15 protein-coding genes are annotated in these 14,266 nt (G+C 46.0%); 3 read left to right on the forward strand and 12 right to left on the reverse strand.

The window, feature by feature from the left end:
* Positions 1-218: 218 nt before the first annotated feature.
* Complete coding sequence (locus ACP5N5_RS02590) at positions 219-368, reverse strand: hypothetical protein (RefSeq protein ID WP_428132471.1); 150 nt, start codon at positions 366-368, stop codon at positions 219-221.
* A 297-nt stretch (positions 369-665) separates the two neighbouring features.
* On the opposite strand from ACP5N5_RS02590, the gene ACP5N5_RS02595 reads away from it, so the two are divergent.
* Entirely contained in the window at positions 666-1,121 is a 456-nt protein-coding gene (locus ACP5N5_RS02595) for a hypothetical protein (protein ID WP_276814033.1), read from the forward strand.
* On the opposite strand, the gene ACP5N5_RS02600 is transcribed toward ACP5N5_RS02595, so the two are convergent.
* The 4 genes from ACP5N5_RS02600 to ACP5N5_RS02615 are packed head-to-tail and all read right to left on the reverse strand — an operon-like array spanning position 1,111 to position 3,835.
* Positions 1,111-1,821, reverse strand: coding sequence for a hypothetical protein (locus ACP5N5_RS02600; protein WP_428132478.1), 711 nt, complete (start codon positions 1,819-1,821; stop codon positions 1,111-1,113). The two genes, ACP5N5_RS02595 and ACP5N5_RS02600, sit on opposite strands and share 11 nt — an antisense overlap.
* Positions 1,818-2,774, reverse strand: coding sequence for an ATP-binding cassette domain-containing protein (locus ACP5N5_RS02605; protein ID WP_428132481.1), 957 nt, complete (start codon positions 2,772-2,774; stop codon positions 1,818-1,820). The genes ACP5N5_RS02600 and ACP5N5_RS02605 overlap by 4 nt, the downstream gene beginning before the upstream one ends.
* Before the next feature lie 19 nt (positions 2,775-2,793).
* Positions 2,794-3,258: an ATP-binding cassette domain-containing protein gene (locus tag ACP5N5_RS02610; RefSeq protein ID WP_428132484.1), complete on the reverse strand. Its 465-nt coding sequence runs from the start codon at positions 3,256-3,258 to the stop codon at positions 2,794-2,796.
* A complete protein-coding gene (locus ACP5N5_RS02615) occupies positions 3,251-3,835 on the reverse strand; it encodes a hypothetical protein (protein ID WP_428132488.1) in 585 nt (194 codons plus the stop codon). The genes ACP5N5_RS02610 and ACP5N5_RS02615 overlap by 8 nt, the downstream gene beginning before the upstream one ends.
* Before the next feature lie 113 nt (positions 3,836-3,948).
* On the opposite strand from ACP5N5_RS02615, the gene ACP5N5_RS02620 reads away from it, so the two are divergent.
* Positions 3,949-4,470 (forward strand): nitroreductase family protein, encoded by a 522-nt coding sequence (locus ACP5N5_RS02620; RefSeq protein ID WP_042667326.1) that lies wholly within the window; start codon positions 3,949-3,951, stop codon positions 4,468-4,470.
* Here the strand turns inward: ACP5N5_RS02620 and ACP5N5_RS02625 are convergent.
* On the reverse strand, positions 4,467-5,810 hold the full coding sequence (locus tag ACP5N5_RS02625; protein WP_428132496.1) for a rhomboid family intramembrane serine protease: 1,344 nt from the start codon (positions 5,808-5,810) through the stop codon (positions 4,467-4,469). The genes ACP5N5_RS02620 and ACP5N5_RS02625 overlap by 4 nt on opposite strands.
* 302 nt (positions 5,811-6,112) lie before the next feature.
* Here ACP5N5_RS02625 and ACP5N5_RS02630 point away from each other — a divergent pair, with 302 nt between their 5' ends.
* Positions 6,113-8,176: a glycoside hydrolase family 13 protein gene (locus ACP5N5_RS02630; protein WP_428132498.1), complete on the forward strand. Its 2,064-nt coding sequence runs from the start codon at positions 6,113-6,115 to the stop codon at positions 8,174-8,176.
* A 10-nt stretch (positions 8,177-8,186) separates the two neighbouring features.
* Here ACP5N5_RS02630 and ACP5N5_RS02635 read toward each other — a convergent pair whose 3' ends face one another.
* From ACP5N5_RS02635 to ACP5N5_RS02660, 6 genes are all read right to left on the reverse strand, one after another.
* The gene (locus tag ACP5N5_RS02635) at positions 8,187-9,053 is read right to left on the reverse strand and encodes a cation diffusion facilitator family transporter (RefSeq protein ID WP_237697078.1); all 867 of its coding nucleotides are present in this window, start codon (positions 9,051-9,053) and stop codon (positions 8,187-8,189) included.
* Positions 9,054-9,240: 187 nt separating this feature from the next.
* Positions 9,241-9,825, reverse strand: coding sequence for a TATA-box-binding protein (locus tag ACP5N5_RS02640; RefSeq protein WP_012607943.1), 585 nt, complete (start codon positions 9,823-9,825; stop codon positions 9,241-9,243).
* 77 nt (positions 9,826-9,902) lie between these two features.
* Positions 9,903-11,582, reverse strand: a complete 1,680-nt coding sequence (locus ACP5N5_RS02645) for a DUF2070 family protein (protein ID WP_428132503.1) — start codon at positions 11,580-11,582, stop codon at positions 9,903-9,905.
* A gap of 4 nt (positions 11,583-11,586) precedes the next feature.
* Positions 11,587-12,111: a glycosyltransferase gene (locus ACP5N5_RS02650; protein WP_237697079.1), complete on the reverse strand. Its 525-nt coding sequence runs from the start codon at positions 12,109-12,111 to the stop codon at positions 11,587-11,589.
* Positions 12,112-12,183: 72 nt separating this feature from the next.
* A complete protein-coding gene (locus tag ACP5N5_RS02655; protein ID WP_428132509.1) occupies positions 12,184-12,951 on the reverse strand; it encodes an ATP/GTP-binding protein in 768 nt (255 codons plus the stop codon).
* A gap of 36 nt (positions 12,952-12,987) precedes the next feature.
* Positions 12,988-14,266, reverse strand: a 1,279-nt coding sequence (locus tag ACP5N5_RS02660; RefSeq protein ID WP_428132514.1) for an ATP-dependent DNA ligase, incomplete at its 5' end; no start/stop codon positions are given.

Below are 14,266 nucleotides of genomic sequence, written 5' to 3' on the forward strand. Positions count from 1 at the left end.
GAGATAAAGCTACACAGTGCAGCTGGCAAGGAGTACCCGAAGCAGATAACGTTACCATAGGGAATGCTAATAATACCTTTAAATCCATGCTATTTTTTATATGTGTTTCTACACAATGCTTTCTCCTCCAGCAGGTATCATCCAGCTTAATTGTTTCCTGTAATATGTGAATTAGTTGACTGAGTAGTTATTAATAGGCTAGTAGATTATTTCGAGGTCTATGATGCCCTAGTGAATTTATATAGGTAGTAGCTGGTACCACAGTACACTGTTTCAACGCGTAGCATAACTTCTATTACACCATACTTATCCCTCAGCAACGTGGATACAGCATCCCTGAATCCATCCGGATCCGGCCACTTCTCCATGAGCACCACAAGCTCCCCAACGCCCTGTGAAGCAATTAAGGAAGCTAATACATCTGGGCCCGGGCTCCACCCTGTATTAATGAGCCTGCCGCGGGTTCTAAATCCTTTCCGAATTCCTGTAACCAATACAGTTATTTATATGTGTAGAATAAAAAGAAGCATGTAGCAAACCCTGGGAGGAAGCACCTCGATTAATGAATTCTAGCAAGCGAGATCCGAAGCTACATTGCCCTATACCTGGGTATTACCGAAATATTTAATATTTAACGTTGGAGATGATCATGATGGAGAGGATTCATGCTTAGCGACGGGGAGGTCATAGGTATAGCAGTTCTAATCGCGGTCACCATAGTTGTAAGCATAGCCTACGTCTTCTGGATCCAGGGCAATCCCTTCATGGATACAGGGATAGACATAGTTGTCATAGCGCATAGTGTGAACTATACTGGTGATGGATGGAGAATCTGGCTCCTGATCGGCAATCATGGCAGTAGGACGGCCGACATAGAGTACCTGCTTCTCAACAACAGGGTTTGCAATATTGATGTTAATGTGACGCGTAACAGAGTGATTGAACACTATACCCTACCCGGTCAACCAGTACCTATTGAACCCGGTGAATCCATCGAGATGGTGTTTCATACAGCCAATATCAAGGGGTGTGATATAACGGTGAGCCCCGGCCTCCATTTAAGGCTCACGCTGAGGACTAGCCAGGGCAGGGACTACTACAGGGAGATCATTATACCATGAAACCAGGTATTAATGGGAGAACTAGTAGGGCTAGCATGATGTATAGATATATGTCTTTCACCCTGAACAATGTCAACCCAGAGTACGAGGGCTTCACCGGGTACTGTAGAAGCGCTTCAAGCCTGCTCCGAGTCAGCAATGCTGTATGGTAGATTAAAGGAGTCACTAAAGCACCCATCCGTCTCCCCCTATACTTAAGGCTTATAGTCACCAATGCCTCGCTGAAGTATACGAGTGTTAAGGGTAGCTGCGACAATAATAGTGTAAGGATCACTGCTTGATCACGTAGACCCAGGGCTGCTAGAATGCGCCTCCACTCATCAACACTTAGCAACTGGAATAACTGTGTAAAGGCTAGGAAGAAGGCAACCAACCTCACAGCCCCGGTAACCATCTCACTGGGTGGAATGGCTGGCATACCAGCCAGCACAGCCAGGTATGATATAATGGCTCCAAGTAGTGTGAACACCACGATTAGCTTTAACCCATTCACCACTGTCCTATAACCCTTCAGCCATGATAGAACTGCTAGCTCAAGGGAGAGTATCATGGCTGGGTAGAGGTAGTAGAGGGAGTAGCTGATGCTCCTTGATGCAGTGAGCACGGCGATCAAGCCGAGCGAGTAGATGATCTTACACAGCGTGCTGAAGCCTGGATCCCTCTTGGACTGGATGAACATGTAAGCTAAATCCCTGATCACACGGCGTCACCGAGTAGCCCAGCGGCTATGCTGGCATAGGATGCCACGGTGGACCCCTTTGCTTCACTCCTCTGTAGGAGGACGCCGTTCTCCAGCCTGTAGGTCTTGGAGCCCGGTGGATACCCCAGTATATCACTACTACTTACAGCTATAACCACCGCTTTACCAAGCCCAATGAGGCTATTCACAAGCTTAACCCTGTCAACATAGGTGAGGCCTGAGAAGGGTTCGTCGAGGAGTACTATGTCAACCTCCTCCCTCAACCCTGCTAGGCTGACAGCTAGCTTGACCATTTGCCCATGGGATAGATTAAAGGCTGGCTGTGACGGATCCACGTTGAGCCCCGCCGTGATCCTCAAGCCTTTTTCAATGCATTCCCTTTTACTCCTCGATGATCTACAGATCCCCTCTATCTCCCTTGTTATGGATTCCTCGGTGTAGAACATGTGGATGTTTTGCGGGACATATACTGCTTCCCCGCTCTTCCACACCCTGCCTTTCACAGGCTTCAGGTAGCCAGCCAATATCCTCAGTAACGTGGTTTTCCCGGAGCCGTTTTCACCATATATGTATAAGAGGTCTCCTTTAGACACGGTTAAATCAACACCTTTAAGCAGGTTCAAGCCGTTTACCCTATACCACACGTTCTCGGCTTTTAACACTGTTACAGGGTCTTCCTTATTCATGGATACATTATATGTTGTAGCTGCTTCAGGATACGTCTCGTGTTTAAGCCTGTATACATCAATGGTTCTATCCTCGAGCACACCATTCCTCATCACGTACACCTTGTCGACTACACTCAGTAATGGCATGAACCTGTGCTCCATGAATACCAGTGTTTTACCCATGAACCTCAATGCCTCGGCTAGCTTCAGGAACTCGTTGACTCCCTTGTCGTCGAGCCACATTAATGGTTCATCGAACACTATTACCTCTGGATCAGCTATCATGGACTTAGCGACCAGGGCTCTACGGGCTTGGCCCCCGGATAGCTCGAAAAAAATACTTGTCTAGGAGTTCACGCGCACTCACTGATTCAACAGCCTTCCACAAGGCTCTCTCAGCTATCTCATCGTCTTCATAAAGGCTGTAAGCATAAAATTCAAGGTCTTCCCTCAACAATGGATTAATGAAGTACATGTAGGGATTCTGCCCAACCACGTGTATCTTCCTGGCCAACACCCATGGATTGCTGTCCTCACGTACTTTGAAGCCGTCTACGATTACATCGCCTTTTAACTCACCATTATATATCCAGAGGGCTGAGCCGTTGAGTACTCTAGCCATGGTGGATTTCCCGGAGCCGGTGCCGCCGATCACAAGTATGCTTTCCCCTTTACGCACGTAGAGGTTTACTCCTTTTAAAACCCAGCCACTCCTCGGGTACCTGAACCACACATCTCTAAGTATTATCACATGCTTGTTATCACTCATTTATTACACCCGTCCTCGCTAAGACCCTGTAGACTGGTAGTGCGGCAAACACTATTATTAGCGATATGCTTATATTGAATACCGCTATCTCTGGCATGTACTTCACTGTGAAATCATAGGCTGCATAATATGTTGGGTAATACTTGGGATAAGTGATCATGAGCCAGAAAGGCGTTACAGCTAGATTGGCAAGCGTCATAACAATAGTCCTGGATGCAATAGCTATGATACCTGATAAAGAATAAGCTGTCTTAAACCCTAGCCTCCCCGCTAGGTGTTTATAGGTGAGGACAAGCGGGATGAATGTTGAAGCCTCAGCAAGAGTCTTCATTGCCATACCTATGGGATCCGAGCCGGCTATAACAGATACAATATAGTACACCGGTAGAGCGGTGACACCCCACTTAATAGACTTGAACCCGAGTACCGCGAGGGGGACCCCTGAGAAATCATATTTTAGGAATGATGCCAGTGGAAACGGGATCTCGAAGAACTTTAGCACTATGGCTAACGAGATGAATCCTGATACGTAGGCTAGCTCCCTGTATTTCTCCACCTGGCTCCAAGTCGTGCCCATGGTATACACCGTGGATCCAGCTATTATCGCCCAGTATTTAATAGGGTTATTGAACCGTTCAACAATTCCGCTTAAATAGCTTGGAAAACAATATTTATCGCTGGTGATCACTGGTGAGCGAGATATTACTTGAGCTACTTAAATCGAGGCGCAGTATAAGAAGGTTCAAGCCTGAACCTCCTCCAAGAGACCTGGTCTTAAAAGCAATAGATGTAGCCAGGTATGCCCCGAGCGCTAGGAACAGCCAACCCTGGAGATTCATAATAATCGAGGACCCGGTTATCAGGCAAAGGCTCGGCGGGATACATATATATGCGAGGCCAGTGTTAAATGCCCCCCTCGCAGTAGTGGTTGCATGCATGAATGAGGAATCACCGACATCATACATCCTCGACTGCGCTAACGCAACAATATACTTCATGCTAGCAGCCCACGCCCTTGGATTAGGCACAGTATGGATCCAGACACTAAGGAATGTAAAAGAGATCAGGGAGATACTTGGTCTCCCAGACAATGTTACCCCGGTTTCCCTACTAGCTGTCGGATACCCTGCTGAAAACCCTGTCCTAAGACCGAGGAAGCCCCTAGAGGAAGTAGTCTACTTAAACAAGTATGGAGAGCCCTTAAAAATCTAGTAGTAAGGTAATGAAGGGGCTTCCCCAGTAACCATTGCTATTTCATCAGCCCTCCTAAGGGATAGAACTGAGTAAATAGTGATCCCTAATGCTAGGACTCCGCCGATGCTTAAAAATGGTACTGTATTCAGTCTCATAGAGTCCAGCACGAAGTCGATGGATATAGCATCACCTATTACGGCGTTACCATACATATCGATGTTCACTACCCTGGTATACATTTCACCACTACCATACCTCATAACCCCTACCTCATCGTATACAGCGTTCATCCTGAGGTGAATGGGTACCCGAATCCCCTGGATATTCACATTATAGTTCTTATCATATGTCTCACTAGTGTTGGCTAGGCTCGGATTATATAGTACGGGAGTAAGTCTATTCAATAATATCCTAACACTATCCACACTACTATATGAAACATCCACGCTACCCTGGTAGACGACCAGTGAGACAGTATCATTGGAGCCGTTGGCTGAGACGTTGAGAAGGTAGGTTAATGGGGGTGTGGTATTAATGAAGTATAAGCCATAAGCGAAGCCTGCGGCCACAAGAAGAAGTAGTACTGTGAGTATGGTCTTAGCTATCTTACCTAGTCCCCGTGGTCTTCTGAAAACTATCCCGATCTCCTCGAGCCACCCGTATATGTAGTCGTAGGTGTAGCTGGACTTATACTGTTCTATAATACTCTTCGTAGCTATATATGTTAGAGCAATGCCGGCGACGAAGCCGCCGACATGAGCGAAGTAAGCAACACCTCCAAGCCTCAGATACCCATATAACACCTGCTCAGCAAACCATATCAAGAGGAATACAGATGTAGAGACCGGGAAGCAGTATGGTAGGAACAAGAAGGACATGCACCACATGAGCCTTGTATTAGGGAACATTAATAGGTAGGACCCCAGTACACCGCTTATCGCTCCTGAGGCGCCTACAGCCGGGACTACCAGTGAATCATATCCTCCGACAGGTATTATGGCTACATGGAATAACACGGCTGCAATGCCTGAGGTTAGATATAATAGTAGATACCTCCAGGATCCAATGATGCTCTCAACCCTCCTGCCGAATAGCCATAGGAAGTACATGTTGAAGAATATATGGAATAAATCAGCATGCGTGAACATCGCTGTAAATATTCTTGCAACCCCCTGCAACGGGTTAGTGAATAATGTGGCTGGTATGAAGCCCAATAAGTATATGCTCTCATTTGTGGATTCAAGGAATAAATTAGGGTAGCTGGTGTAGAAGTAGACTAATACATTAACCAGTATTATAAGGGTTGTAACTCTAGAGGAACCTCTTACATGGATTCTCTCACCGGGTACAACAACCATTACTTATGAATCCCTCATATAGTCCTGTAAATACTATTAGCCTCGAGCATATAATAAAGCTTGGCTTTAATCAAAACCTCTGGAGAGGGGCCCAGGTCTCATACTGATGTCATCCCTTCATCCTTGTCCCCCTGCATCCCTCTCGGGTTTGTATCTGGCTTGGAGGCGTTCACGGGCACCCCAGGGCCCACACATCTTGAGTGCTTCATGAATAGATTTACGCATGCGATTACATTCTTCAATAAAAGAATTTAATAGTAAACCTATATGAAAGCAGAAACAGCATACCGAGGCGTCTAGTCATGGAGAAGGTGCTAGCCGTAGTATTATTCATATTGCTTGTCTTAACACCGGTGTTATTTATTGTTGAAAGCGGCTCTGAAACGCTGGAAATCTATGCTGGCAAGGGCCCGGGTCTAGTCGTACATGATCCCATAGACCCAGCATATCTTTCAATCGCGGATGGTTATTTAATCCCTAGGATTAAAATCCTTAAAGCCCTAGATGTCGCGTCGGGAGTGCTTATAGCTAACGGCGTCGAGTACCCTCTTAAACTCCAGCTGGAGACGAGTAGTTGGAGGATGTATTATGCCACCATACCTTTGGATAGGAGTGTAAACGGGTTAAACTATTACTTCAGACTAACGCTCTCTAATGAGACACTCGTCTACGTGTATAACACGGATACAAGCAGGTTCTACTATTTCAACGGTTCAATGCCTTTCAAGCAGGTTGAATGGGTTAGAGATAGGGTGGGCTACCAGATATTCCCTGATAGATTCTATAATGGGAATCCAAGCAATGATCTAAAGGCTAATTTAACCGATGAACTATGGATAAACGAGGTATCCAAGGGTACACCAGTTTTCACGAGATGGGATGGACCCGTTACCTCCCTTCATTGCTGTCACCAATACTTCGGAGGAGACTTAAAGGGGATCACCGAGAAACTCGACTACCTGAAGGAGCTCGGCATTGGATTAATATATTTAAACCCGATCTTCACCTCGGGTAGCGTGCACGGCTATGATGTATACGACTACTACACTGTGGATCCCAAGTTTGGAACGCTGGATGACTTGATGATGCTGTTGAATGAGGCGCATAAACGCGGTATAAGGGTCATATTCGACTTCGTACCTGATCACGTGGGGCTCGGCTTCTGGGCTTTCCAAGACGTTTACAGGAATGGACCCAGTAGCCGTTACTGGAGCTGGTTTATAATCTACAAGTGGCCCTTCAAGCTGGGGGATTCAAGTGCGTATAAGTGCTGGTGGGGCATAGGTAGTCTGCCACAACTGAATGTATTGAATAAAGAGGTAAGGCAGTACTTGATCAATGTGGCATTATACTGGCTGAGCATAGGCTTTGATGGCTTAAGGATTGACGCGCCGCTAGACGTGATTGACTCGGAAAACTTCTTCAGAGAGCTCCGTGAAGCCGTTAAGTCAAGGTATCCCGATGCATACATTGTCGGAGAGATATGGGATTATCGCCCCAAGTGGTTGAGGGGCGAAGCATTCGACTCCCTGATGAATTATTATCTAGGTAGGAACATATTGCTAAGCTATGCAGGGGGCACTTTAAATGGTTACACAGCATCAGCTAGGTTATCCGAGTACTATGCCGGTATAGGTGTCAACGTGGCCGGAATGGGTTTCAACATCATTGGATCACATGATACATCAAGGATACTAACTGATCTAGGTGGTGGGGGATTAAGGGATACCCCAAGCAATGAATCCATAAAACGGTTAAAGCTACTCTCAACACTCCAATATACGCAGCCAGGCATGCCCGTGGTATTCCAGGGTGATGAGAGAGGCGTGACCGGGAGGCAGAGCAACTATGATGAACAAAGATATCCTATTCAATGGGATAGATTGAACCAGGAGGTATTCGAACACTATAAGAAGCTCGGCAAGTTAAAGAACACCATTCCAGCTCTTTCAACAAGCATAATACATGTGTTAAGCACAGAGGGCAGTATACTCGCATATACAAGAGGCTATAATGACGAAGTACTCGTAGTGGCTAACAATGCCTTAGAACCTATAGCATACAAGTTACCCGAAGGCAACTGGTCAATACTCTACGTGAGTAGCGGGGAGAACGTAGAGGTGTATAATGGATCGATCACCGTGCCCTCGTTAACAGCTATAATATTGGCGAAGGAGCAGTCTTCAACAACTAGTAACGTGACCCAGCCTATTTTCACTCAGACAACGACCCCCTCAAATAACACTGGTTTCACCCAGCCTAGTGAGGAATTATGGAGAACCCTCTTCCCTGTATTCACGGCCGTAACCGTATTAGTGTTCATTACAATGGCTGTCGTTTTAATAAAGCACGTGAAACCACGGTGAATAAGGATATTTAGTCCTTATATGGCTCTACATGTATCGTTGCCTCCCACTTCAACTCTTTCCTTATCAACTCCTCTAGTTTACTAGCTATCTCATGCGCCTCATTAAGGTTGATATCGGGAGGTAGCCTTATATGTAGGGTTACCTCTACATGTTCACCGTACTCATGTAGGTGGACGTGGTGTAGATCCCTTATATTGCCTGAGATCCTTGAGGCGAGTTCCTTCAGCTTCGATTTCTCGCTTGGAGTCGGTGATCTACCCAATATGTTTTTTGATGACCTCTTGATTATATCATATGCAACATAGATTATCAGCCCCGATACCATTAAGCCTAACACTCCATCAATCCACCATACAAGCCTACTCATGAATAACCCGATCAAAACTATTTGCGTCGCCACCGCGTCGCTGCGGTGATGCCATGCATCAGCCTTAATGCTTTCAGCATTAAATCTAGTTGCTAATCCAAGAGCCCACCGGGCAAGCAACTCCTTAGCTATCACTGAAACAGTTAGTAATATCACAGCTATCCAGGAGAAGATCAAGGTTTCCCTACTAATCAGCTTAGAGATACTTCTCTGAATAAACTCGAACCCTACGACGCCTAGCAGTGTACCTATAATTATAGATGTAACTGATTCAAACCTCTGATGGCCAAATGGGTGTTCCTCATCGGGTGGCTTAAAGGCTATTTTATAGCCTATTATAAGCGCCGCCGATGTGATGCTATCGGATAGAGTGTGGAATGCGTCGGCTATTATAGCTATAGAGTTAGCGAGGATGCCAGTGTATAGTTTAATAATGAATAATAGGGTGTTCACTATGATTGACACACAGCCCTCAAGGTACCCGGCTTCCTCCTTACTAGACGGCATTGAATACACCATGAGACAAGGAATGGTGTAGGAAGCCTTTAAACCTGGTGTTGTCCAATAACTGGAGGACTATATCCCTATGTTCAGATTGAGCATAAGGGTCTTCATCCCATTGAAACCAGTGGTCTAAGTGGCTGCCCGCGTCATCACTATGCTAATTAATAGTTTAAGGTGGTTTAAAAATAAGTCATTCCTCCTCGCCTAGCCTGGGACCCACTATGCATCCAGCTTTATATAGTTGTCTAGCAATATTGTTCACAGCTCTCTCGACCTCAACCTCTTCCTTAGCACCGGTAATCACCATTTTACCACTACTGAATATTAGGAGAACCACCCTTGGATCCCTCATCCTATGTATCAGCCCGGGGAATTGCTCGGGCTCGTACATACTGTCCTCAAGGTGGTAGGCTGCTTTCTCAAGGTTCACGTATGCATGTATATCACCGCCTGCAACTATATTCTGTATCTGGACACGGGGCCTTCCATGGACGTTTACACCATTCTTCACGAACGTCTTTATTATTTTCTTGACTGCCTCAACGAGTTGCTGAGTGCTCTTAGTCCCTGTTACAACCATCTTGCCTGATTTAAACACGAGTGCTGTAGCCCTGGGTTTATCCAGACGGAATATTAACCCAGGGAATTGATCGGGTTTATAAGTGATGCTGGGTATCCTTGTCTCAATAAGCTCCAGGTCGAGGTCGTGCTCAAGGATGACTGTTGCCACAATGTTTTCAACACGGTAACTGGTTTTAAAAGGGATAGTGTTCATGCCGACCACCACTCGTGCTTATAGTAATTATCGAGGAGAGGCTTTATAAACTATTGAAGAATAGGGGCACGAATAATTTAATGAGCTATTTTAAAGACGGCTAGGAGAATTGGTAGAAGGAAAGCATAGGATAACAGTAGGATCGATGCCTCTATATAGGAGGCCATTAACAGCTTCTCCAGCATTACGGCCGTATAACCCATCAACTTGGTGTCAAACCTCGTTGAAGAATGCCATGCCCCAAGCCTATATGGCATACCCACTAACTCCCTGGCAGCCACTTCAGTATCCCTGAGCAACTCAGGTGAATCATGTACTGGAATGTACGCTAACGATGATCTAACACCTGTCTCACTATGCTCATCATTTGTGAATACCTCTACGTAATCAGCTCCGGTGGTCTTCCCGAGGACATCGATAAGCTTATCTCGAGAACCAGGCTTCATGTTGTTACCGCGTAGATACAGTAGGACAACCCGCTCCCTACCCTCCCCGGTAACCTCGATGATGCATGCATTCCCCTGTATAAGCCCGGGGGCGCTGGTCTCAAAGCACTTGTACCTGAATAATACCTCGACAGGCGGCCGCTTCTTCAGCTCTATGGCTTTCTCAACTACTTCATCGAGTAGTTTATCCAGCTCACCGAGGTTGAAGTCCTCTTGTTTCTCCCAGTTATGGGCGTCAACCAGTATTAAGTCGCCTAACCCCCTCTTCCTCGCTATCACGTTGTAGCGGAAGAACAGGTTGTAGGGTATATCATCTATCCCCTTCACCGGCCTCGAGACGAAGACTATTGTCAACCTATCGAAAACCAGTGCAAGGGCCTCCCAGCTGTCTCCACCTGTTAGCTTTAAAGCACCATGGTATCTAAGCTTGGTTTTCTCGGCATCGATCACGGCTGTATATATTTTCCTCACATAGTCCCTCAGATACCTTGAGGACGCCAGGTTTCTATCATGTGATCCGAAGCCATGGAGCGCTACAACCGAGTAGCCTAGACTGGAGAACAACTTCTTTAATTCGCCGGGTAGCTCACTGCTACCCGTGTTCGAGAATGGGCCGTAATGTAGATCAGTATATATTATTAAGAGGTCATCCATGAAGATCAGCCTTGGGTGAACGCCCTCACTGGTTGACAGCTCATCAATCACCTTCTCGATATCCTTTCTCCTCTCAAGCCAGTTTTGTAGGAAGAGCGATCCAAGATCAGGTGCCTTATAACCATTGATCCTATGCCTACCCATGACGAGGTATATTAAGTAGTCAGTTATAATGAATAACAGTATTAGTGAAAAAGCCTTTACTAAACCAGTATGTGAAACAACACCGCTTGTAATCCACATGGAGAGCACTATGGATGTGAAAGATGGTGCAACCGCTATAATATATCTCCACCACTTGGTGCCGTCGAGACCCTGGATCACAGTTATAACTATCGTTGACGATGCCGCCACGACAAGGATCCAGTCTCCGAGTAGCAGGTAGTATATTAATGTATATATAAGCACGGTCAGCGATAAACCAATTATCCTCTTCAACTTATGGAAAACAGTTAAAGGATAGAACACTCGATAAGCCTCTAGAAACAGAATGATTAATACAGCGTTCAATAGTAGGGGAACAGCACGTTCTCTAAGCCCATACAGGGCTATAACTGAGACCCCTATCAATACAGCCGCCAGAAGCTCCCAGTGGGGCAGAGAGAACAGGATTGAGTAGTACCTGCCTACAGCCGTCTTAGGCCTGTATAGCTTCATTTTTTCACCATTTGAACGCTACATATAGGTATATGCGGAGAAGTAATGCTATTACAGTTACTGTAAGAGCCACCAGGGGATTAACCAAGCTGGAGAGTCCCAGGTACAACATAAATAACCCAGCCGTGGAAGCAGCAACGCTCGCCAATTTCTCTGATATAATGTATAATAATACAACAAGGATAACCAGTATTAATAAGGCTGGGAGACTCGAGTAGGAAAGCCCGAGACCCCCTGCTATAATGAGCCATAATGGCGCTGCGGCCAATATTGAAAGCACTATTTTAAACAGGAACCAGCTTACAAGTGATATAATTATAAATACCAGGAGGAATACAGCCAGCGAGCCCAGGGTCCCAAAGCCCATGCGTAACATAGTTAAATATGCTATATACCCTCCTAGAAGCCCTCCCCCGATTGAAATCATCACCTTTAAAACGAGTTTACCGGCTACTAAAAGGATTAATCCATATAATACGGTAAATAACGCGGTTAAGACACCCATTTCCACTGGTTGACCCATATGCATGACACCCACCTTTAACCCTAGCCGTCGTGAATTATCGGGCATTTGATAATATCCAGATATAAAAATAAATCCTTAAGTGAGATCTCCGCAGGCACAGAACACTTCATGGAGTAATGCATGTAATTTATCCATGCCCTCTTTATTTAAAGCTGAGACCTCCACAGCCCTTAGGGGCCCCATGGTCTTCAACGCTATGCTTAGTAGATCAGGGATTATGTCCCCAGCGAACCCCGTGTCACCCCTGATCATGCCTAATAAATCCGTTGGCCTCTCAATCAATAATTTCACTATTTCACGATTCCTGGCCATATCTGATTTACTTATAACCGGAATAGTTGGCAGTCCTGTTTTAACCTGTAACAGTACATATATAAACCACAAGGTGACGGCATCTGTAACGCTCTCTATTGAGGATGAGTCGATTAAGTAGACTAGTACAGTGTTACCTAGCCTGGATACCCTTCTAAGGAAAACACTGCTAGCAGGCCTAAATATGAATGCCTCCATCTGTCCCGGTGTATCAACCACTACTAGATCCCATTTCTCAATATTAGAGAACGGTGGCCTGCCAAGTATATCCTCCATGTAATCAGCTATCAGCTCAGATGACTTAATGAATGCGCCGTTGGGGCCTAAACCATATTTAACCATTACATCCCTGAGTGTGAAGAAATCCCTTATATCCAGCACCGGCTTGTAACCAGGCTCCTCGACACCTGGATCCAGGTTAACCACAGCCGTCCTTAATAGGAGTGTCCTTCTAACCCATTCGCTATACGCTTTAACCAGGCTTGTCTTACCAGAGCCTGCAGGACCAGTGAACACTATTATAGAGACCATTAAGGCACCCTGCCCCCGCTAAGTACAATGGAGTGGCTAGGCTTCCTCAACCGGCTTACTCTCTCCAGCTATCTTCTTTAACTGCTGGTTATACATTTCAACGAGCTCGTTACTAGTTGTAGCATCCTCAGGCCTCTTGTCAGGCCTCCACCTTATGAATCTTGGGAACCTTATGGATAAGCCTGCATCGCTCTTAATCCTGCCGTAGGCGCATGTATGTATTGGTGAAAGAGTTAATTCAGCCCCAATAATCTCAGCGACAAGTGCCGGCTCAACCCATACATCGGGCTCCATCTCGGCTACCACGCGAGGCGACTTCCTATCTCTTATATACGGCTTCAGTATCTCTGGGAGTTTGTCTAGGTCTTCGTCCTTGAATCCGGAGCCCACCTTGCATACTGTCTCGAAGACGTCTTTCTCATCGTTATAGGCAGGCATGAGTAGTGCACCGTACTTCCCACCTCTCCTCCCCTTCCCATAGAAGGCTCCTACGACGACTAGGTCTACTGTATCGATCATTTCGCTCCTGTAGTCACGCTTGAACTTTATCCATAGCCAGCCCCTTGTGCCAGCCTGATATATTGAGCCATCATGTAAAGCTTTAACCATAACACCCTCCGCTCCATCGCTTATGGCTTTCAAGAAGAATTTTTCAAGCTCTTTTACATCGCTCGTCCTTATATACTCGGCCACTGTGAACTCATCTGTTCTATCAACGATCTCCAATAGTTTACCCCTCCTAACTGGGAGGGGTTCTATGGTATAGTCCCGTCCATCCGCGTATAATAGATCAAACAGGAAGACCTTCACAGGGTATTCCTTAAGTGCTGTGCGAACCTCGTGCTTTCTCTTTCTATGCATAAGCTCTTGGAAAGGCTTCAACTCACCTGTATCCAGGTCGTATGCTACTATCTCACCCTCCACGATGACTTCTCTAGCCTTTAAGTGATCCCTAGCTAATTCAATGACATCTGGGTATTGGTGGGTTATGTTTTCAAGCCTCCTGGAAAAAATCCATACCTTATCATCCTTCTTATGTATCTGGGCTCTCTCACCATCATACTTGTACTCAACGAATGCATCCCCACCCACTTTTTCAAGTATCTCCTTGGGGTCGCTGAGCCTCTCAGCCAGCATTGGCCTTATAGGGACCCCGACCTCCGGCCTAACATTCCTGAGGGCTTCCAACCCATTCAAGGCAAGTATCTTGGCTACCTCCCCGAGATCCGCTCTGAGATTATACGCTCTCTCGATAACCTGTCTAGCAGCCGCCCCACCCCCATAAGTTATTGCTAGGGCATCCATGACTGTTGCC

Origin of the sequence: Desulfurococcus sp. (genome assembly GCF_049970475.1) — an archaeon.
GTDB lineage: Archaea > Thermoproteota > Thermoprotei_A > Sulfolobales > Desulfurococcaceae > Desulfurococcus > Desulfurococcus amylolyticus.

What these genes read in the sequence shown, in the direction of transcription:
- ACP5N5_RS02590 (WP_428132471.1), bottom strand. Translation starts at nt 368, where the DNA reads ATGGAGAAGTGGCCGGATCCGGATGGATTCAGGGATGCTGTATCCACG.
- ACP5N5_RS02595 (WP_276814033.1), top strand. Translation starts at nt 666, where the DNA reads ATGCTTAGCGACGGGGAGGTCATAGGTATAGCAGTTCTAATCGCGGTC.
- ACP5N5_RS02605 (WP_428132481.1), bottom strand. Translation starts at nt 2,774, where the DNA reads ATGATAGCTGATCCAGAGGTAATAGTGTTCGATGAACCATTAATGTGG.
- ACP5N5_RS02610 (WP_428132484.1), bottom strand. Translation starts at nt 3,258, where the DNA reads ATGAGTGATAACAAGCATGTGATAATACTTAGAGATGTGTGGTTCAGG.
- ACP5N5_RS02615 (WP_428132488.1), bottom strand. Translation starts at nt 3,835, where the DNA reads ATGGGCACGACTTGGAGCCAGGTGGAGAAATACAGGGAGCTAGCCTAC.
- ACP5N5_RS02625 (WP_428132496.1), bottom strand. Translation starts at nt 5,810, where the DNA reads ATGGTTGTTGTACCCGGTGAGAGAATCCATGTAAGAGGTTCCTCTAGA.
- ACP5N5_RS02630 (WP_428132498.1), top strand. Translation starts at nt 6,113, where the DNA reads ATGGAGAAGGTGCTAGCCGTAGTATTATTCATATTGCTTGTCTTAACA.
- ACP5N5_RS02635 (WP_237697078.1), bottom strand. Translation starts at nt 9,053, where the DNA reads ATGCCGTCTAGTAAGGAGGAAGCCGGGTACCTTGAGGGCTGTGTGTCA.
- ACP5N5_RS02640 (WP_012607943.1), bottom strand. Translation starts at nt 9,825, where the DNA reads ATGAACACTATCCCTTTTAAAACCAGTTACCGTGTTGAAAACATTGTG.
- ACP5N5_RS02645 (WP_428132503.1), bottom strand. Translation starts at nt 11,582, where the DNA reads ATGAAGCTATACAGGCCTAAGACGGCTGTAGGCAGGTACTACTCAATC.
- ACP5N5_RS02650 (WP_237697079.1), bottom strand. Translation starts at nt 12,111, where the DNA reads ATGCATATGGGTCAACCAGTGGAAATGGGTGTCTTAACCGCGTTATTT.
- ACP5N5_RS02655 (WP_428132509.1), bottom strand. Translation starts at nt 12,951, where the DNA reads ATGGTCTCTATAATAGTGTTCACTGGTCCTGCAGGCTCTGGTAAGACA.